Origin of the sequence: Nocardia sp. NPDC050435, from assembly GCF_040655395.1 — a bacterium.
Taxonomy (GTDB): domain Bacteria; phylum Actinomycetota; class Actinomycetes; order Mycobacteriales; family Mycobacteriaceae; genus Nocardia.
On the sequence record NZ_JBFAJW010000002.1, the window covers coordinates 523,479 to 541,233 of the forward strand.

16 protein-coding genes are annotated in these 17,755 nt (G+C 67.4%); 9 read left to right on the plus strand and 7 right to left on the minus strand.

Features of this window, described 5'->3' with window-relative positions; genetic code table 11:
- Positions 1-236: 236 nt before the first annotated feature.
- The 3 genes from recF to dnaA form a co-directional block, all read right to left on the minus strand.
- A complete protein-coding gene (recF, locus tag AB0I43_RS06810; RefSeq protein ID WP_356971915.1) occupies positions 237-1,460 on the minus strand; it encodes a DNA replication/repair protein RecF in 1,224 nt (407 codons plus the stop codon).
- Positions 1,461-1,553: 93 nt separating this feature from the next.
- The gene (gene dnaN / locus AB0I43_RS06815; RefSeq protein WP_356971916.1) at positions 1,554-2,714 is read right to left on the minus strand and encodes a DNA polymerase III subunit beta; all 1,161 of its coding nucleotides are present in this window, start codon (positions 2,712-2,714) and stop codon (positions 1,554-1,556) included.
- A gap of 866 nt (positions 2,715-3,580) precedes the next feature.
- Entirely contained in the window at positions 3,581-5,650 is a 2,070-nt protein-coding gene (gene dnaA / locus AB0I43_RS06820; RefSeq protein WP_356971917.1) for a chromosomal replication initiator protein DnaA, read from the minus strand.
- A 618-nt stretch (positions 5,651-6,268) separates the two neighbouring features.
- Between dnaA and rpmH the strand changes: the two genes are divergently transcribed.
- From rpmH to AB0I43_RS06865, 9 genes are all read left to right on the plus strand, one after another.
- Positions 6,269-6,412: a 50S ribosomal protein L34 gene (gene rpmH, locus AB0I43_RS06825; RefSeq protein WP_209885332.1), complete on the plus strand. Its 144-nt coding sequence runs from the start codon at positions 6,269-6,271 to the stop codon at positions 6,410-6,412.
- 21 nt (positions 6,413-6,433) lie between these two features.
- Positions 6,434-6,856: a ribonuclease P protein component gene (rnpA, locus tag AB0I43_RS06830; RefSeq protein WP_356971918.1), complete on the plus strand. Its 423-nt coding sequence runs from the start codon at positions 6,434-6,436 to the stop codon at positions 6,854-6,856.
- Positions 6,853-7,230, plus strand: a complete 378-nt coding sequence (yidD, locus tag AB0I43_RS06835; protein ID WP_356971919.1) for a membrane protein insertion efficiency factor YidD — start codon at positions 6,853-6,855, stop codon at positions 7,228-7,230. The genes rnpA and yidD overlap by 4 nt, the downstream gene beginning before the upstream one ends.
- A 4-nt stretch (positions 7,231-7,234) precedes the next feature.
- Positions 7,235-8,323 (plus strand): membrane protein insertase YidC, encoded by a 1,089-nt coding sequence (gene yidC / locus AB0I43_RS06840; RefSeq protein ID WP_356971920.1) that lies wholly within the window; start codon positions 7,235-7,237, stop codon positions 8,321-8,323.
- 133 nt (positions 8,324-8,456) lie between these two features.
- Positions 8,457-8,963 (plus strand): protein jag, encoded by a 507-nt coding sequence (locus AB0I43_RS06845; protein WP_356972250.1) that lies wholly within the window; start codon positions 8,457-8,459, stop codon positions 8,961-8,963.
- Positions 8,964-9,109: 146 nt separating this feature from the next.
- Positions 9,110-9,841, plus strand: coding sequence for a 16S rRNA (guanine(527)-N(7))-methyltransferase RsmG (gene rsmG, locus AB0I43_RS06850; RefSeq protein WP_356971921.1), 732 nt, complete (start codon positions 9,110-9,112; stop codon positions 9,839-9,841).
- Positions 9,842-10,853: 1,012 nt separating this feature from the next.
- A complete protein-coding gene (locus AB0I43_RS06855) occupies positions 10,854-11,858 on the plus strand; it encodes a ParA family protein (protein WP_356971922.1) in 1,005 nt (334 codons plus the stop codon).
- 43 nt (positions 11,859-11,901) lie between these two features.
- A complete protein-coding gene (locus AB0I43_RS06860; RefSeq protein ID WP_356971923.1) occupies positions 11,902-12,951 on the plus strand; it encodes a ParB/RepB/Spo0J family partition protein in 1,050 nt (349 codons plus the stop codon).
- Between the two features lie 230 nt (positions 12,952-13,181).
- The gene (locus tag AB0I43_RS06865) at positions 13,182-13,901 is read left to right on the plus strand and encodes a GNAT family N-acetyltransferase (RefSeq protein WP_356971924.1); all 720 of its coding nucleotides are present in this window, start codon (positions 13,182-13,184) and stop codon (positions 13,899-13,901) included.
- A 67-nt stretch (positions 13,902-13,968) separates the two neighbouring features.
- Here the strand turns inward: AB0I43_RS06865 and AB0I43_RS06870 are convergent, their stop codons facing one another.
- The 4 genes from AB0I43_RS06870 to AB0I43_RS06885 form a co-directional block, all read right to left on the minus strand.
- Complete coding sequence (locus tag AB0I43_RS06870) at positions 13,969-15,159, minus strand: N-acetylmuramoyl-L-alanine amidase (protein ID WP_356971925.1); 1,191 nt, start codon at positions 15,157-15,159, stop codon at positions 13,969-13,971.
- Between the two features lie 327 nt (positions 15,160-15,486).
- Positions 15,487-15,813 (minus strand): thioredoxin, encoded by a 327-nt coding sequence (gene trxA, locus AB0I43_RS06875; protein WP_356971926.1) that lies wholly within the window; start codon positions 15,811-15,813, stop codon positions 15,487-15,489.
- A 34-nt stretch (positions 15,814-15,847) separates the two neighbouring features.
- Entirely contained in the window at positions 15,848-16,828 is a 981-nt protein-coding gene (gene trxB / locus AB0I43_RS06880) for a thioredoxin-disulfide reductase (protein ID WP_356971927.1), read from the minus strand.
- Between the two features lie 90 nt (positions 16,829-16,918).
- Complete coding sequence (locus AB0I43_RS06885; RefSeq protein ID WP_357431501.1) at positions 16,919-17,692, minus strand: hypothetical protein; 774 nt, start codon at positions 17,690-17,692, stop codon at positions 16,919-16,921.
- Between the last annotated feature and the right edge of the window lie 63 nt (positions 17,693-17,755).

Below are 17,755 nucleotides of genomic sequence, written 5' to 3' on the forward strand. Positions count from 1 at the left end.
GTCAGCGGCTCGAGCATCCAAGATCGAACGTCTGTTCGCCCCGGTCAAGTGCGTGTTCTGCACAACCCGCGTGGTTCGAGCCGCCAAGTCCCGGCAGCGGGGTGACCGCCGCTCCGGACGAGTTGTCCACAGAACCTGTGGATAACTCTTCCGTGCTGGTGACACCGCCGATCCGGTGCCCCGGCGGTGCGAACTCTACGGGAGAACAGCGGCATCGCGCTGCCCCGGACACATCGTCACGTGGCGGTAGCGGGCAGGTCGTCCGGCGGCGGCGCGGGCTCGGGGGCCGGGGGTGTCGCGGTCGCGATGCTCGACGTCCGATGGTCGGCCGCACCGGCGGTCTGCACGCGCATCGGCGTCGCCTCGAGTTCGGCGGGCACGTCCTCCGCGACCGCGGCGGTGATGAGCACCTGCTCGGCGCCGGCGGCCACCGCGGCGAGAGCGGTGCGCCGGCGGCGGTCGAGTTCGGCGAAGACGTCGTCGAGCAGCAGCACCGGTTCGGTGCCGCCGGAGCGCAGCAGCTCGAACGCGCCCAGCCGCAGCGCCAGCGCGTAGGACCACGATTCCCCGTGGCTGGCAAAACCTTTCGCGGGTGCACTGCCCAGCAGTAGTTCCAGATCGTCGCGGTGCGGACCGACCAGGCAGACGCCGCGCTCCAGCTCCCGGGTGCGGGCATTCCCCAACTCGCGCAGCATGATCGCTTCCAGTTCCGCCTCGTCGCCGGGCTGCGGCCCCCGCGCCGGATCGAGCAGTTCCGGCGGCAGATAGCCGCTGCGGTAACCGATTGCGGCGGGCCGGGATTCGGGCGCGATCGCCGAGTACGCCTGTGCGAGATGTGGATAAAGATCGTGCACCAGTCGCAGCCGCTGCGCCAGCAGCACCGAGGCATGCGTGGCCAGATGACCGTCCCACACATCCAGGGTGCTCAGGTCAGCCTTCGAACGTGCCTGCCTACCAGCGGTTTTCAACAGTGCCGAGCGCTGGCGCAGCACGCGGTCGTAGTCGGCGCGCACCGCGGCCAGCCGTGGGAGGCGGGCTGTGCACAACTCGTCGAGGAAGCGCCGCCGCTCCCCCGGATCGCCGCGGACCAGCGACAGATCCTCCGGCGCGAACAGCACGGTCTGGAGAATGCCGAGGATCTCGCGTGGGCGGCGCACCGGCGAGCGGTTGATCTGCGCGCGGTTGGCGGCGCCGGCGTTCAACTCGACATCGATGCGCAACTCGCGTCCGGCATTGACCACCGTCGCTCCGACCCGCGCCTTGGCGGCCCCCATCCGGATCAGCGGTGCGTCGGCGGCGACCCGGTGCGACGCGAGCGTGGCCAGGTAGCCGATCGCCTCGACCAGGTTGGTCTTGCCGTTCCCATTCGATCCCAAGAAGACCGTGCGGCCTGGGGATAATTCCAGCTCGGCCTGTTCCCAGGACCGGAAATCGCGCAGTGACAGCGCCCGGATGAACATGGGTTACCCCGCTCTGACCTGCGGAAGAACCCGGCCCACGGCGAGTGGACCGGGTTCGACCCGGTTATGCACAGACGTTTGCACCCCTGGGGATCAGCCCGGCAGCCGGACCGGCATCAACAGGTAGATGTAGTTGCTGGCGAGCGCCGCGAACGAGCCGGAATCGAGCACCTCGGGCTCCTCCTCGCCGGCGGGCAGCAGCACGGCGGGACGGCTCGGGGTGGTGAACCCGAAGGTGACCCGATCCGCGCGCAGCGCCGAGAGTCCTTCGACGAGGTAGCCCGGGTTGAACGCGATGGTCAGCGCCTCACCGCGGAAATCGGCCTCCAGCCACTCCTCGGCGCGGCCGGCGTCGTCGCCGCCCGCCGACAGCAGCAGGCCCTCTGTGGAGAACTCCAGCCGCACCTGCGCGCCACGCTCGGCCACCAGCGCCACACGCTTGATGGCTTCGGAGAGCGCCGACACCGACAGCGTCGCGATGGACGTGTGCTCCTTGGGGAGCAATTGGCGGAACTTGGGGAATTCGGCGTCGAGCAGGCGGGTGGTGGTGCGCCGGCCCGCGTTCACGATGCCCAGCAGGCCGTCCGAGCCCGCACCGGTGCCCAGCGAGAGCTGCACGGGGGCATCGGAGGCGCCGAGGGTCTTGGCGGCTTCGGAGAGCGTCTTGGCCGGAATCAGCACCGAGGTCTCGATATCGGCCTGCTCCGGCTTCCACTCGATGTGGCGCACGGCCAGGCGGAAACGGTCGGTGGCCGCGAGTACGACCGCGGAGCCCTCGATCTCGACCCGGATGCCGGTGAGCATGGGGAGCGTGTCGTCGCGGCCGGCGGCGACGGCGACCTGGCCGACGGCCTCGGCGAAAACATCCACACCGAGTTCGCCGGTCTGCTGCGGTACTTCGGGAAGCTGGGGATAGTCCTCGACCGGCATGGTGGGCAGGGAGAACTTGGCGCTGCCGCAGCTGATCAGCACGCGGGTGCCGTCGACGGAGACATCCACCGGCTTGTTGGAGAGCGCCTTGGTGATGTCGGCCAGCAGGCGGCCGGAGACGAGCACCTCACCGGGACCGGCGACCTCGGCCGCGACGCGCATCTGCGCGGAGACCTCGTAGTCGAAACCGGAGACCGTCAGACCATCCTCATCGGCTACCAGGAGAACGCCGCCGAGGACGGGCACCGGAGGCCGGGACGGGAGGCTGCGCGCTACCCAGGCAACGGATTCCGCGAAATCCTCACGGGCGACCCGAAACTTCATGCTTTCCATCGCCCGATCTGTCCTCTCCCATTTCCGTGATCCGAGTGCGGGGCCGAACGTCGTAAGAGGGTACTGGAACGACCGCCTTGGAAGTGTCGCACAGGCGGCCGACAACAAACCGTACTCGGCTCGGGCCCGTAGACCTAGCCCGACCCTCCGGATCTTTCACTACCCAGTCACAAATCGTGTGGATCAACCGATCGGGGGTATCGCCGGGATCGACTCCCTCCTCATTGCTTCGCTTCGGCGAGTGGCTCGACGCGTGACCCGGCTCGACCAACTTTCCACACACCTGTTTTCAAAGAAGTTCTTCTAGATGAAGAACTGAAGTAGTAGTAGGCACTGTGGAATCTGTGGACTGCACCCGTTTTCGCAGGTGGCGCGGCCCGATGCCATGGGGATGACCGGCGGATGACTCGAGGATGAACCGAGGGTGTCTGTGGACGTCGAGAAGTTGTCCCCCATTCATCCTCGAGTCGTCCTCGAGTTGTTCCACCGGTTTCCCCCGTTTGTGCACACATGTGCAGGAACAGGTGCACAACTCGAGGATTCCTCGAGGACTCCCCAAGGACTCCTCGAGGAATCCACAGGGGTTAACCGGCAGTCTGCCTGGTCAGTGCCTGTGGGTAGCCAAGGCTGTTAGCGATGGGGACAACCGGCTGTGAGCGACGGCCCCCAGGCAGCCTCCACAGGGTGTGGGGGAATCGGTGCACAAACCCGTGGATTCCTCGAGGACTCCCCAGGAATTCCTCGAGGAATCCACAACCAAAAAAAGTGCACTGCCCCTGGTCAGGAGCAGTGCACAGGTGTGGAATCAACAGCCGGTTCACCCTGGAGACAACGGGTGTTAGTAGATCGGGAGCGGCCTAGCGGGAACGCTGCTTGATCCGAGCGGTGAGCTCCTGGACCTGGTCGTAGACGCGCCGGCGCTCGGTCATCTCCTTGCGCACCTTCTTCTCCGCGTACATGACCGTGGTGTGGTCGCGGCCGAACGCCTGCCCGATCTTGGGCAGCGAGAGATCGGTGAGTTCACGGCATAGGTACATCGCGATCTGGCGCGCCTGTGCCAGCGGCCGCGCCTTGCCCGGGCCGGTGAGCTCCTCCAGCGTGGTGTTGAAGTACTCCGCGGTCACGGCCATGATCGTGGCGGCGTTGATCTCCAGCGCCGCCGTCTCCGGCATCAGATCGCGCAGCACCACCTCGGCCAGCGGGAGATCCAGCGGCTGGCCGTTCAGCGAGGCGAACGCGGTGACGCGGATCAGCGCGCCCTCCAGCTCGCGGATATTGCGCTCCACCCGGCTGGCGATCAGTTCCATCACATCGTGCGGCACGTCCAGCCGGTCCATCCGCGCCTTCTTGCGCAGGATCGCGATCCTGGTCTCCAGCTCCGGCGGCTGCACATCGGTGATCAGGCCCCACTCGAACCTGGTCCGCAGCCGCTCCTCCAGCGTCGCAAGCTGTTTGGGCGGACGGTCCGAGGACACCACGATCTGCTTGTTCGCGTTGTGCAGGGTGTTGAAGGTGTGGAAGAACTCCTCCTGGATGCCTTCCTTGCCCTCGATGAACTGGATGTCGTCGACCAGCAGGATGTCGGTCTCGCGGTAGCGGCGCTTGAACGCCACCTTGCGGTCGTCGCGCAGTGAGTTGATGAAGTCGTTGGTGAATTCCTCGGTTGAGACGTACTTCACCCGCATGCCCGGGAACAGCCGCTGGGCATAGTGCCCCGCCGCGTGCAGCAGGTGCGTCTTGCCCAGACCCGAGGCGCCCCAGACGAAGAGCGGGTTGTAGGCCCGCGCCGGCGCCTCCGCGATGGCGACCGCGGCCGCGTGCGCGAACCGGTTGGACGCGCCGATGACGAAGGTCTCGAAGGTGTACTTGGCGTTCAGGCTGGCCGAGGAACTCGGCGCGGGCGTCTCCTGCGACTTGGTGAAATAGGTCGGCCAGGAGTTGCGGGCGCTGACGACCGGTTCGTCGTCGTCCTGGTGGTCGGCGTGCGCGGGCCGGGTGTCGCGCACCGGCTGGGCCTGCGGCTCCCGCACCGGCTGATGCGTGGCGGCGCCGACGGGTTCGGGTTCGTGCAGCGGGGCGCGCCCGTTCGAGTCACGGCCGCGCTGCGGCACCGGCTCCGGTGTGAACAACGACTCCTGTCCGGGCGGCCCGGACTCGCGGCGGCCCGACCCGTTCGATCGCGTCGGCGGCTCCGGTGCCGGGGCGGGCGCCGGAGCGGAGTAGTTGTTCGGCGTCGAGTAGAAGTCGTCGGAGGCGTACTCGGGCGTCGGCTCGAACTCCGTCGCCGCGGGGTACTCGGCCTCGTAGCCCTGCGCCGGTTCGTAATTCGGGGTGGACTCGTAGCCGGGCGCCGAGTCGTAACCCGGAGCGGACTCGTAGTTCTGGCCCGAGTCGTAGTTCGGTGCGGAGTCGTAGCCGCCCGCGGACTGGTAGTCGGCGGCGGGCGCGTACTCCCCGCCGGCCTGGCGATACTCCGGGGCGGGTTCGTAATCGGTGGCCGCGCCGTACCGCTGCGGCTGGCCGTATTCCGCGCGCGCGCCGAACTCCGGCGCCGGGGCGCGCCGCGGTTCCCGGCGCTCGGGCCGGCTGGTCATCCGGGCATGCCGTGGATTCGCCGCGGACCGCTCGCTGCTCGACTGGGGCGGCGCGGCGATCCGCACGCCGAGTCCTTCGACCTGCGGACCGAGCCGGCGGCCGAGGGAACGCAGGATGGGCTCGCGCAGATCGCGTTCGATGGCTTCCTGGGCCAGCGACGAGGGCACCGAGAGCAGCGCGAAGCCCTGCGCCACGGTGATCGGCTTGACCAGCTTGAGCCAGGCCTGCTGTGCTCTGGTGACCGGGGGGATGGCGCCGTCGGGCGAGCCGGTGGTGAGCTCAGCGATCACCTCGGGCCACACAGTGGCCAACACGTTCTGCTCGTCGTCCATGCAGTGTCCTCCCCAGTAGTTGTCGATTGGAGCGCAGACGACCGGGGCACGCGGGCATCTACCGTGGATGGATACAGTGATCCCGCGAGCCTGAGCGCTGTGGGGATCCTCCGGTTCCAGGTAGCGGCTGATAGCCGTCGGCCTACGAATATGCCACCGGAGGGGTGTTTCCACACAATTATCCACAGATGTGGAAAACCCTGGGGACATGGGAAACGTGCTTCAGCTCGGCCGGTGTGTCGCTCCTACCAGCGGTTCTTCAGCTATCGACTGGCTATCGCAAGATCGCGAGGCCCGGGTGCGCGCCTAGGGGTGTTGATAAGCCGGCGAACAGTCCACAGCCCTGTTCATCACCCCTACCTGGTCCGATGACCGGCATCCGGGGGGGCCGAGTTTGACCCGCATCTGGCGGATCAGTACCCTCGTACAGTCACCCCTTGGTGCGGTGGCGGTCCTGTGCTGACCGCGTTGAGGTCGTAATCGACCCTGTGCGCCAGGACCGACGCGCATCGATGATGACCGAGCTTGCAATGCTTGATCGACTCAGCATCGCGCACACACGTTTTACCGACCAGCTATCGGATGCCGCAGGCATCCACAACTCGAGGAGTGTTGACCGTGGCCAAGGGCAAGCGGACGTTCCAGCCGAACAACCGTCGTCGGGCGCGCGTTCACGGCTTCCGTCTCCGGATGCGGACCCGTGCGGGCCGCGCCATCGTTTCCGCGCGTCGCGGCAAGGGCCGCAAGACCCTGACTGCCTGATCCTCGCATTCGGACGCTCGGGTGTTGCCTGAGCCGTATCGGTTGCATCATCGTGCCGACTTCTCCCGGACGGTGCGCCGCGGCCAGCGAATCGGGAGGCGAGATCTGGTCGTACACGCGCTCGTGCGCGGGTATGACGGAATCGTGGGCACTGGTGGACCTGACGGCGTATCGCCCGAGCTGAACGCTCCGGCGGATGCGCTGGTCCGCGTGGGCGGTCCGCGATTCGGATTGATTGTCAGCAAGGCGGTGGGCTCCGCGGTGATTCGACACCGGGTAGCCCGCCGCCTGCGTCATATGTGCGGCAAGGTGATCCCCGATCTACCCGCCGAGGCCGATATCGTGATTCGTGCGCTGCCCGGTGCCGCCGACGCGAGCTCGGACGAGCTACTCCGTCAGCTGCGGGGCGCGCTGCGGAAACTCGATGGGGCGCGGTCGTCGTGAGAAGCCTCGTGCGGCTGCCGGCTCGCGTGCTGATCTTCTCGATCGAGCTGTACCGGACCTACGTCTCCCCCACCCGGATGCCGGTGTGCCGCTTCACCCCGACCTGCAGCGAATACGCCGTCACGGCGTTGCGCACCCGGGGCCTGTTCGTCGGACTCGGATTGACGGTCGTGCGCTTGCTCAAATGCGCGCCCTGGCACCCTGGTGGATGGGACCCCGTTCCGGAGCGCCGCGCGCGGAACACCGCCGGTGATCGTTTGCCCGATCGCTCGGAGGGGTCCGCTACCGCCGACACTGCGGACGCAGCGGCGCCACACGCTTGTACAGGATCACCCGCCGCGGTGATCGGCGAACCGAACGACGGGAGTGCATAGAGCCGTGCTCGACTTCATTTATTACCCGGTGTCCTGGATCCTCTGGTTCTGGCACCGGGTCTTCGCGGCCATCCCCGGCCTGGGCGACGACAGCGGCATCGCGTGGGCGCTCGCCGTGGTGTTCTTGGTCTTCACGCTCCGCATCGTGCTCTACAAGCCGTTCGTGAAGCAGGTGCGCACCACCAAGCAGATGCAGGAGCTGCAGCCCCAGATCAAGGAGCTGCAGAAGAAGTACAAGAACGACCGCCAGAAGATGGCGCTGGAGATGCAGAAGCTCCAGAAGGATCACGGCTTCAACCCGCTGATGGGCTGCCTGCCCATCCTGGCGCAGGTGCCGGTCTTCCTCGGTCTGTTCCACGTGCTGCGCTCCTTCAACCGGACCGGCCACGGTTTCGGTCAGCTCGGCATGAGCATCCAGGACAACGCGAACACGCCGAACTACGTCTTCAACGCGGCCGACGTGCAGTCCTTCCTCGCGGCCCGCCTCTTCGGTGCGCCGATCTCCGCCTTCATCACCACCCCGGTCAGCGAGCTGCAGGCGTTCGCCATCGACGGCGTCCTGCCGTCCCGGGTTGCCATTGCCGCGGTCGCCATCCCGCTGATGGTCATCGCCGGTCTCGCGACGCACTTCAACGCGCGCGCCTCGGTCGCCCGTCAGAGCGCGGAGGCGGCGGCCAACCCGCAGGCCGCCCTGATGAACAAGCTCGCGCTGTGGGTGTTCCCGCTCGGCGTGCTCGTCGGTGGCCCGTTCCTGCCGATCGCCATCCTGCTGTACTGGGTCTCCAACAACATCTGGACCTACGGGCAGCAGCACCTCGTCTTCGGCCGCATGGCCAAGGAAGAAGAGGAGAAGAAGCTGCAGAAGCTCGAGCAGCGGGCGCAGAACGCCCCCAAGCCGGGCGCCAAGCCGGTCAACACCAAGAAGAAGCCGGCCGACGCCGATTCGGTGGACGCGGTCGAGGACGCCGTCGACCCGGTCGACCGGGTGTCGACCAACGGCACCGCGAAGCCCAAGAACCCGGCCCAGCGTCGGTCCGGCGGCAACCAGAGGCGCCCGAACCGCGGCCGCGCCAACCAGAAGCGGCGGCGCTGACCGCCCCGCTCGCAGCAGCAACCCTTGATCGCGTACCACCCGGCGGCGATGGCCAGGCGGTCGCGGCGAGCAGATGAAGGAAAACCATATGACTGTTGAGACCGACGGAGGGGACGCCACAGTGGCGACGACGATGGTGAGCGCTGAGACGGAGCCAGCTGAAGTCGCGACCGACTCCGAGGAAGCCCTGATCGAAGAAGGGGAGATCGCGGGCGACTATCTCGAACAGCTGCTCGACGTCCTGGACTTCGACGGCGATATCGATCTGGATGTCGAAGGCGACCGCGCGGTGGTGAGCATCGACGGTGGCCGGGATCTGTCGAAGCTCGTCGGCCGCAACGGTGAGGTGCTCGACGCGCTGCAGGAGCTGACCCGGCTTGCGGTGCAGCAGGCGACCGGGGTGCGCAGTCGTCTGATGCTGGACGTGGCGGGCTGGCGGGCCAAGCGGCGCGAGGAGCTGAGTGCGCTCGGCACCGCCGCCGCGAAGCGGGTGCTGGAATCCGGTGCGCCGGAAGCACTCGCGGCCATGACGCCGTTCGAGCGCAAGATCGTGCACGACGCGGTCGCGGCCATCGACGGGGTCGAGAGCGAGAGCGAGGGCGTGGAGCCCAACCGCCACGTGGTGGTCGTTCCCGCCTGATCTCCGCGAGCATCCGGGGGCGGCGTGTTTCGTCACCCTGACGATTTGGACAGGGCCTCCGGTCTTCGGATCGGGGGCCTTCTCCATGTCCCGGACGCAACCGCCGATGAGCGCTTCAATACTGTTTACCTATCGAACGCGGAAGGATGTTTCACGTGGAACGGGATCTCGGTGCAAGCACTCCCCTGCCGGGCGAGCTGGAGCCGCCCGTCGAGGCCGCCCAGGTTTTCGGCGAGCGGCTGCCGATCGCGCGCCAGTACTGCGCGGCACTCGCCAGCGCCGGTGTGGAGCGCGGTCTGATCGGACCGCGCGAAGTGCCGCGCCTCTGGGACCGCCACATCCTCAACTGCGCGGTGCTCGGTGAGTTGATCCCGGAGGGCGCCACGGTGGTCGATATCGGCAGCGGCGCCGGGCTCCCCGGCATCCCGCTCGGTATCGCCCGACCCGATCTCCACATCACCTTGGTCGAGCCGCTCCTTCGTCGCACCATCTTCCTCAGCGAGTTCATCGAATCGGCGGGCCTCGACATCACCGTGGTTCGCGGCCGCGCCGAACAGTCCGGTGTGATGAAGGAAGCCGGCGGTGCCGATGTCGTCACCTCGCGCGCCGTCGCGCCGCTCGCCAAGCTGGCCCAGTGGTCGCTCCCCCTCCTCCGCGACCACGGCCGCATGCTCGCCTTGAAGGGTGTCAGCGCGGTCGAAGAATTGGAACGCGACGCCGAAGCTCTCACTCGGGCCGGAGCCGCGAATTTCCAAGTCCTCGAATGCGGCACCGGTGTCGTCACCACGCCCACCGTGGTGATCAGTGCCGAGCTGCTCCCCCGCGCCGAACGGCCGCAGCGCCGGCGGGTTGCGCGCGGCAACAAGTCGCGGGGCTGATCTATCGCACACGCCGCCGACTGTCTGCGGCTTCACATGGTTCGGTCGGCTGGTGTCTTGAAGCTCGGGGCCACTCCTCGCCCTGTCGAATGGTCCACCTCCGGTGGAAGTGCGCGTTGGGCAAGACCGCCTACGCCGGAATCGAGCGGGCGGATCTGATCCGACCGCTGCCGTTCGCTGCGCTCCAAACGGTCTGGCGGTTGCGGCTCTCGATGGGCGGAATCCCGAGGCCGTCGCTCGCGTGGATTCCGCTGTCGCGACGGAAGTCTCCGGTGGCGGTCGCCCAAGCAGCCCCGCCGATATGGCGGCTCCGCTCGCGGGCCGGCCCGGTCGGCCTGGCGGACCTCGACGGGTGTCACCGATCGCGCTGCGCCGACGCTGCGGCCGTATATCGTTCGCGGGTGCCTCGACGGCTCGCGTTGGGGGCCGGGTCGGCGTAGCCAGCCATAGCGCCTTGAGTGAGGCATGCTAAATGGTCCGGCGAAACTCGCCGCTGTGAGTCGCTCCCGAGGTGACGTCAGGTCGGGATCGATGTGCGTGGGAGCCTGACGCTTCCTATCGGCCAGTGGCAACCAAGTGGGATATCAAAAGGCGCAGCGGGGCATCTCCGGTCGACTTGCTAATCCCCTGCCGTTCAAGCGCGTTCGTTGTTTCACGTGAATCCATCGCTTCGCCTTCGCCGGGAGGCGCGTGGCATTGCGGTTGTTTCATGTGAAACATGGCGAGCAGTGAGAGTGTGAGGCGCCGTGTTTCATGTGAAACATCGCGAAAGTGGGAGGGGCGGGGTGGGCAATTGGCTTGTCCGGTGCGTCGCACCGCGATTCAGCTTTCTAAACCTGGCCGGGGCTGGCAAGCTATGGGGCGTCGGGCGTGAGCGTTGGTGCCACGGAGGAATGTTGGTATGCGGGATGGCGCCGCTCGATGTTCAATCCGACTCAGCTGGTTTTTTGAAGTCACATGCGTCGGCGTTCGCCGATGGTGCGTGATCTGAAGTTCTCGGTTAGGAGCTGTTATGTCGAGCGGTCCGGCGAATGTTTCACGGGAAACTACGTCGCGCGTGCCGGGGATGCTGGACTCCAGCAACCTCGACCAGGAAGCCTTCGGAAGCACACCGTTCGGGCACATCTCCGCAAGCGAGACCCCGATCGCGGCCGAAGCGCAGCGCGCCAGCCAGATACTGCATCCAGGAAAGGTGACTGTGCCGAAACCGAACGAGCAGCGGATCATCACCATCGCAAACCAGAAGGGCGGCGTCGGTAAGACGACTACGACGGTGAATCTCGCCGCGGCCCTGGCGCATCAGGGGATGACGGTGCTCGTGATCGATCTCGATCCCCAGGGCAACGCCAGCACCGCCCTCGGTATCGAGCATCACTCGGGTGTGCCGTCCAGCTACGAACTTCTCATCGGCGAGGTCTCGGTCCAGGAGGCGATTCAGCAGAGCCCGCACAATGAACGCCTGCTGTGCATTCCGGCCACCATCGACCTAGCTGGCGCCGAGATCGAATTGGTCTCGATGGTCGCTCGCGAAGGTCGCCTCAAGACGGCCATCGAGCAGGCGAACATCGCCGGCTACGACATCGACTACGTGATGATCGACTGCCCCCCTTCACTGGGCCTGCTCACGGTCAACGCGCTCGTGGCCGCGAAGGAGGTGCTGATCCCGATCCAGTGCGAGTACTACGCACTGGAGGGCGTCGGTCAGCTGCTCCGCAATATCGGTCTGGTGCAGGCGCATCTGAATCGCGATCTGCACGTGTCGACGGTCATTCTCACCATGTACGACGGCCGCACCAAGCTGGCCGACCAGGTCGCGGACGAGGTGCGCGCCCACTTCGGCGACGCGGTGCTGAAGTCGGTGATCCCCCGCAGCGTAAAGGTCTCGGAGGCACCGGGATACGGCATGACTGTTCTCGATTATGATCCAGGCTCCCGGGGTGCGATGAGCTACCTCGACGCTGGCCGGGAAATGGCGCAACGGGCGATGACGAAGGCCGCCGCCGGCGGCGCAGCGTAGACGTAGTTCCGGTGTGGCGGACGAGAAAGGGATCGGTAAGCCGATGAGTCAGGCGAAGAAGGGTGGGTTGGGGCGCGGCCTCGCCGCGTTGATCCCGACAGGTCCCGTGGGTGAGCAGGCCGTCGGGGCCACACACGGCCTCGCGCCCGGAATGGGCAGTGCCGCGGCCAATGTGGTGATCGGGGTCGATCCCATCGGCCCGCAACCCGCTTCGGCCTATCTGCATCGGGTGCCCGACCCGACCGATGACGACGTCGAGGTGAATGCCGCGGGCGCCACCTACCGGGAGATCCCGCCGACTCAGATCGAACCGAATCCCAAGCAGCCGCGCAGCGTCTTCGAGGACGAGGCGCTGGCGGAGCTGGTGCACTCCATTCGCGAGTTCGGCCTCATGCAACCGATCGTGGTGCGCCGCCTGGAACCGGGCAAGGATCGCTATCAGCTCGTCATGGGCGAGCGCCGCTGGCGGGCCTGCCAGGAGGCGGGGCTGGAGACCATTCCGGCCATCGTCCGGGAGACCGCCGACGACGCGATGCTGCGGGACGCGCTGCTGGAGAACATCCATCGGGTGCAATTGAATCCGTTGGAAGAAGCGGCGGCGTACCAGCAGCTGCTGGAGGAGTTCGACGTCACCCACGAGGAATTGGCGTCGCGGATCGGCCGTTCCCGGCCGGTGGTCACCAATATGATCCGGCTGCTGAAGCTGCCGATCCCGGTGCAGCGCCGGGTCGCCGCGGGCGTGCTGTCGGCCGGCCACGCGCGTGCGCTGCTGGGTCTGGAGGCCGGCGCCGACGCCCAAGAGGTGCTCGCCGCACGCATTGTGGCCGAGGGCCTATCGGTGCGCGCCACCGAAGAAGCCGTGACACTGGCGAATCGCGATCCGGAGAATGTCACCACTCCCCCGGCCCCGCGGCGCAAGCCGATCCACATGCCCGGCTTACAGGACGTGGCCGAGCGGCTGTCGGAGTCGTTCGACACCCGCGTCACCGTCAGCCTAGGTAAGCGCAAGGGCAAGATCGTCGTCGAATTCGGTTCGGTCGAAGATCTGGAACGCATTGTCGGGATGATGCAGCAGCAACAGCTCGACCAGTGACCAAAATCGCCCCGTAAATCCCACAGACCCGTGTCTACCGCCGAAACGTCACTGTGACGGCGGGTTTTCCGGGCACGGGTCTCCGGTCCGGCGGGGCCAACCGACAACAGCACAGTGAGTGGAGTAAAGCGTGTCCTCTTTGATCGCTTATTCTTGCTGGCGAACAATGGCAACAGAGCGGCGTGCGCGATCGCATGGATGAATCGGACAGCTGGAGGCTGAGCAGAGCGGTGTCGACCAGCGTCACAGCACTTTCCCTCGGAGAACTCGACAAGCTCCCGGCGCACGCCAGGCGCTGCGTTTTCTGGGAGATCGATCCCGCCGTCGCCGCGGATTCCCGCGCATTCAGCGATCCGGTCTTCGAAAAGGAAGCCTGGCTTTCCACCGTGCTGCTGGAGTGGGGCGCCTGCGGCCAGGTCGCCGCCGTGGACGGAAAGGTCGCGGGGGCGGCGCTGTACTCCCCGCCCAGCGCGGTACCGCGCGCCGCACTCTTTCCCACCTCCCCCGTCAGCCCGGACGCCGTCCTGCTGACCACGCTGCGGACCGAATTCCGCTATTCCGACTCGGAGGTACCCCACCGGCTGCTACAGGCGGTGGTGGCCGATCTGGTGCGGCGCGGCGTGCGGGCACTGGAGGCGTTCGGCATCCGCAACGGCCCGGCGACGCAGGCCATGTCCGATCGGTCGGTGGGCTCCATGATGCTGATGGAGCGGATCGGCGCGCCGGTGCGGGAGAATCCGGCCGCCGATTGTTCGCCGGAGACCTGCATGATCGACGCGGACTTCCTGGAGGACGCCGGCTTCGAGGTCGTCGCCGCGCATCACCGGTTCCCGCGGCTGCGGTTGGAGCTGAACTCCGACCACGGCTGGAAGGAAGACGTGGAGCGCGCCCTGGACCAGTTGCTGGCCGCGGCGGAGCTCGAGGTGCCGTTCCGCATCGGCGCACCCTGACCTGTGAAACGAGAAGCCCCGGCCTGCGCGGCCGGGGCTTCTCGTATGTCGTTGGCGCCGAGGGCGATCAGGCCCGATCGGCGGCGGCCAGTTCTTCGGCCAGCAACTCGGCGAAGGTGTAGGTGCCCGTGGGCTGATCGTCCTGCCCGAGCAGGTACAGCCGCTTCACCGAGATCAGGATGGCCTCGGCGATGACGTCGCGCATTCGCGGGTTGGTCAGCACCGACGAGTCGTAATCGTTGGTGAGGTAACCGATATCGATCTGCACCGTCGGCATCTTGGTGAGCCGCAGCAGATCCCAGGTGCGCGCGTGCGTCCGGCAGTCCTGCAGGGACGTGCGGGCCACCACCTCACGCTGGATGAAGCCGGCCAGCACCTGGCCGATCATCGAGACCGAGCCGTGCGAGTTGCCGAAGTGGAAACCGGCTACGCCGTTGGCGGATTGGCTCGGGTTGGTCGCGCAGCGCAGCGAGATCATCAGGTCGGCGTCGAACGCGTTGGACGTTTCGGCGCGCTCGGCATCGCTGGGATTGGCGCCCCACGGGCGGGACAGGAACGTCTCCATGCCGGTGGCGGCCATCCGGCCCTCCAGCCGGCTCGCCAGATCCCAGAGGATCTCCGATTCGTAGACGTCGCCGTATTCGGAGGGCACGGCATGGCCCTTGTCGGGGCCGCCGAGGCCCGGATCGATGACGATCCGCTTGCCCGTCAGCTGTGGACCCGCGCGGTGCACGACCTCTTCCTCGGCGATCCGGTGCGGATTGCCGCCGGTGACGCGCGCGCCCAGCAGTTCCAGCGAGCGCAGGGTCTCCGGGCCGCAGATGCCGTCGGCGGACAGCCCGATCTCACGCTGGAAGGCGGTGAGCGCCTCGTGCGTGTGCGGGCCGAAGTAGCCGTCGACGCGGTGCACGTAGAAGCCCAGATCCTGCAGGCGGCGCTGCAAAGTCGCGACATCGTCGCCGTACAGCGGTGCGGACAGCTGGTAGATCAGGGTGCGGGCGCCCAGGCGGTAGGAGGCTTCCTTGAGCGCGCGGTAGGTCGCGGGGCCGACCACGCCGTCGACCAGCAGACCGCGATGCTGCTGGAACGCGCGGACGGCGGAATCGAGTTGGTGGTCGAAGGAGGCTTCGGTGTCTTTCCAGTACTCACGCGCGTCGCCGGCGTCCGCCGCGTGCGTGTGCAGGAACCCCAGACTTGCCAGAGTGCTCCGAACCTCTGCGACGGCTGGACCGGTGTCGCCGTGACGAAGTCGGTGCATGCGTGAGAGCCCTTTCCTTCCGTCAATCCGGGTACCCACTCATGCGAGGGCCTACACCTTCGCACGACCGGAGCTGTGCTCGTTCGCACCGCCACGCAGGCTACCGGCTGGGTGGGCCCGTCGCTAATGGCGCGTGGTCGATTGTCTCAGACCTGCCCCGGAATTCGGCAATTCGCGGGGTCCAGGGCATCCTACGGCGCGTCGTGGGGCCGCGATGTCCATATGACACCGCGAATTACAGCGCCGGGCCCTGGGGGATTAAACGGGGAGATTACCCGATCGAACCCCGCAGTCCGACTGCGGGGTTCGTTAGGGGATTGCCCGGTCTCAGATGATGCCCTCGAGCTCGCGCAGCAGCGCCGCCTTGCCCTTGGCGCCGACGATCTGCTTGACCGGCTTGCCCTTCTCGAAGAGCACCATGGTCGGAATCGACAGGATCTTGTACTCCTTGGCGGTTTCCGGGTTCGCGTCCACGTCCACCTTGGCGACGGTCAGCTTGTCGGAGTGCGCGCCCGCGATCTCCTCCAGCACCGGGGCGACCATCTTGCAGGGGCCGCACCAGGTGGCCCAGAAGTCGACCAGGACGGGCTTCTCGCTGAGCAGCACCGTATCGGCGAAGTCCTTGTCGGTGACGGTGACCGTGTTAGCGGACATGGGTGTATCTCCTTGAATCAGGGAAAAGGGGAGGTCAATTCGCCGCGACGGGCCGGCCGGCGTGGTCGAGGGTGTTGGAGGTGATGTCACCCTGCTCGGCCAGCCAGCGCTCGGCGTCGATCGCGGCGCGGCAACCGGTGCCCGCGGCCGTGATGGCCTGGCGGTAGGTGTGATCGACCAGATCGCCGGCGGCGAACACGCCCGCGACGTCGGTCGCGGTGCCCGGGTCGCGCACCTGCACGTAGCCCTCGCCGTCCAGCTCGACCTGGCCCTTGACCAGCTCGCTGCGCGGGTCGTGCCCGATGGCCACGAACAGGCCGGTGGCGTCCAGCTCGGAGGTCTCGCCGGTCTTGGTGTCGCGCAGGGTGAGCGAGGTCACCTTGTCGGTGCCGTTCACCTGGACCACCTCGGAGTTGAGCCGGAAGGTGATCTTCTCGTTCGCCTTGGCGCGCTCCAGCATGATGCGCGAGGCCCGGAACTCCTCGCGGCGGTGCACGATGGTGACGCTCTCGGCGAACTTGGTGAGGAAGGTCGCCTCCTCCATGGCCGAATCGCCGCCGCCGACGACCACGATGTTCTGGCCGCGGAAGAAGAAGCCGTCGCAGGTGGCACAGGCGCTGACGCCGCGGCCGAGCAGGTCCTGCTCCCCCGGTACGCCGAGGTAGCGGGCCGCCGAGCCCATGGCCAGGATGATCGCGTAGGACTGGTAGGTCTCGCCGCCGACCGTGACGGACTTGATCGGGCCGGACAGATCGATCGCCTCGACATCCTCGGTGCGGATGTCGGCGCCGAAACGCTTGGCCTGCTCGCGCATCTCGTCCATCAGGTCCGGGCCCATGATGCCTTCGCGGAAGCCGGGAAAGTTCTCCACCTCGGTGGTGGTCATCAGGGCGCCGCCGAATTGGGTGCCCTCGAACAGCAGCGGCTGGAGTTCGGCGCGGGCCGCGTACACGGCGGCCGTGTAGCCGGCCGGTCCGGAGCCGACGATGATCAGGTCGCGAACTGGCGTAGTCATGGGACCCTTCCGAGAGGAAAAACGTGGGACGGTTCGGTCAACAACAGCGTAATGTCCGTTGTTCCCGGGGGAATCTACCGTCCTGCGCCCTCAGCCGATGTCCCTGACGTCCTTTACCTGCGGATCGGCCGGTGTACAGGCGGTGCCGACGACCAGTGCGGTGATCTTCTGCCCGTCCGGGCCCGTGAGCAGGATGAGAACGGCGGCGGCGCCGGCGAAGGTCATGTCGGTGGAGCCGAGGATTTTGCGGGCGCCCAGGCCCGCGCCCTCGACGCAGGCGCCGAGGGTATCGCGGCTGGCGAGATCGCCCGTGGCCTCGAAGCGGCCCAGCGCGGCCAGGGCGACCGTGGCCGGGATGCTCTCCTCGGTCGTGGGCCCCGGGGTGGGCGGCTGGGCGGTGGGGACGCCGGGTGCGCCGTCCGCGTCGCGGAAGAGCTGGATCGCGAAGCCCGCGCCGGTGAGCAGCACCACGGCGGCGGCCGCCGCGGCCAGCCAGCGCAGCCGTTTGCGGCGATGGTCGGCCAGCGAGATCGGGCCCGGGGTGCTGGATTCGGGCGGTGCGGCGCCGAAATCCGGGTGGTGCGCGGTGGCCTCGGGCGGCGTGCCGGGCTCCAGGGCGTCGACGAAGGACTCCAGGCGGGCAGCGACATCGGCCGGCATCGGCGGCGCGGGACGATCCCCCGCGGCCAAGGCGCGCAGCGCAGCGTTGACCTCGTCGAGCGAGTTCAGATAGCTCTGGGCCTGCGGATCCTCCCGGACGCGCGGCCACAGCTCGGCGGCGGCCTCGGGCGCCAGACCATCCCCGTGCAGGTCGGCCAGCAGCTCCGGCGAGAAAGGAGGCTGCGGATCGGACCGGGTCGCCATCGCACCTCCAGAGTCTCGTTCTGCCGTGGGTTGTATCGTCTGCTTGCTCGTCACTATTAATGA

Bases quoted from the DNA above. Each gene is read 5' to 3' on its own strand.
- recF (WP_356971915.1), bottom strand. From the start codon at position 1,460: ATGTTCATCCGGGCGCTGTCACTGCGCGATTTCCGGTCCTGGGAACAG.
- dnaN (WP_356971916.1), bottom strand. From the start codon at position 2,714: ATGAAGTTTCGGGTCGCCCGTGAGGATTTCGCGGAATCCGTTGCCTGG.
- dnaA (WP_356971917.1), bottom strand. From the start codon at position 5,650: ATGGACGACGAGCAGAACGTGTTGGCCACTGTGTGGCCCGAGGTGATC.
- AB0I43_RS06845 (WP_356972250.1), top strand. From the start codon at position 8,457: ATGGTGAGCGCTGAGACGGAGCCAGCTGAAGTCGCGACCGACTCCGAG.
- rsmG (WP_356971921.1), top strand. From the start codon at position 9,110: ATGTTTCACGTGGAACGGGATCTCGGTGCAAGCACTCCCCTGCCGGGC.
- AB0I43_RS06855 (WP_356971922.1), top strand. From the start codon at position 10,854: ATGTCGAGCGGTCCGGCGAATGTTTCACGGGAAACTACGTCGCGCGTG.
- AB0I43_RS06860 (WP_356971923.1), top strand. From the start codon at position 11,902: ATGAGTCAGGCGAAGAAGGGTGGGTTGGGGCGCGGCCTCGCCGCGTTG.
- AB0I43_RS06870 (WP_356971925.1), bottom strand. From the start codon at position 15,159: ATGCACCGACTTCGTCACGGCGACACCGGTCCAGCCGTCGCAGAGGTT.
- trxA (WP_356971926.1), bottom strand. From the start codon at position 15,813: ATGTCCGCTAACACGGTCACCGTCACCGACAAGGACTTCGCCGATACG.
- trxB (WP_356971927.1), bottom strand. From the start codon at position 16,828: ATGACTACGCCAGTTCGCGACCTGATCATCGTCGGCTCCGGACCGGCC.
- AB0I43_RS06885 (WP_357431501.1), bottom strand. From the start codon at position 17,692: ATGGCGACCCGGTCCGATCCGCAGCCTCCTTTCTCGCCGGAGCTGCTG.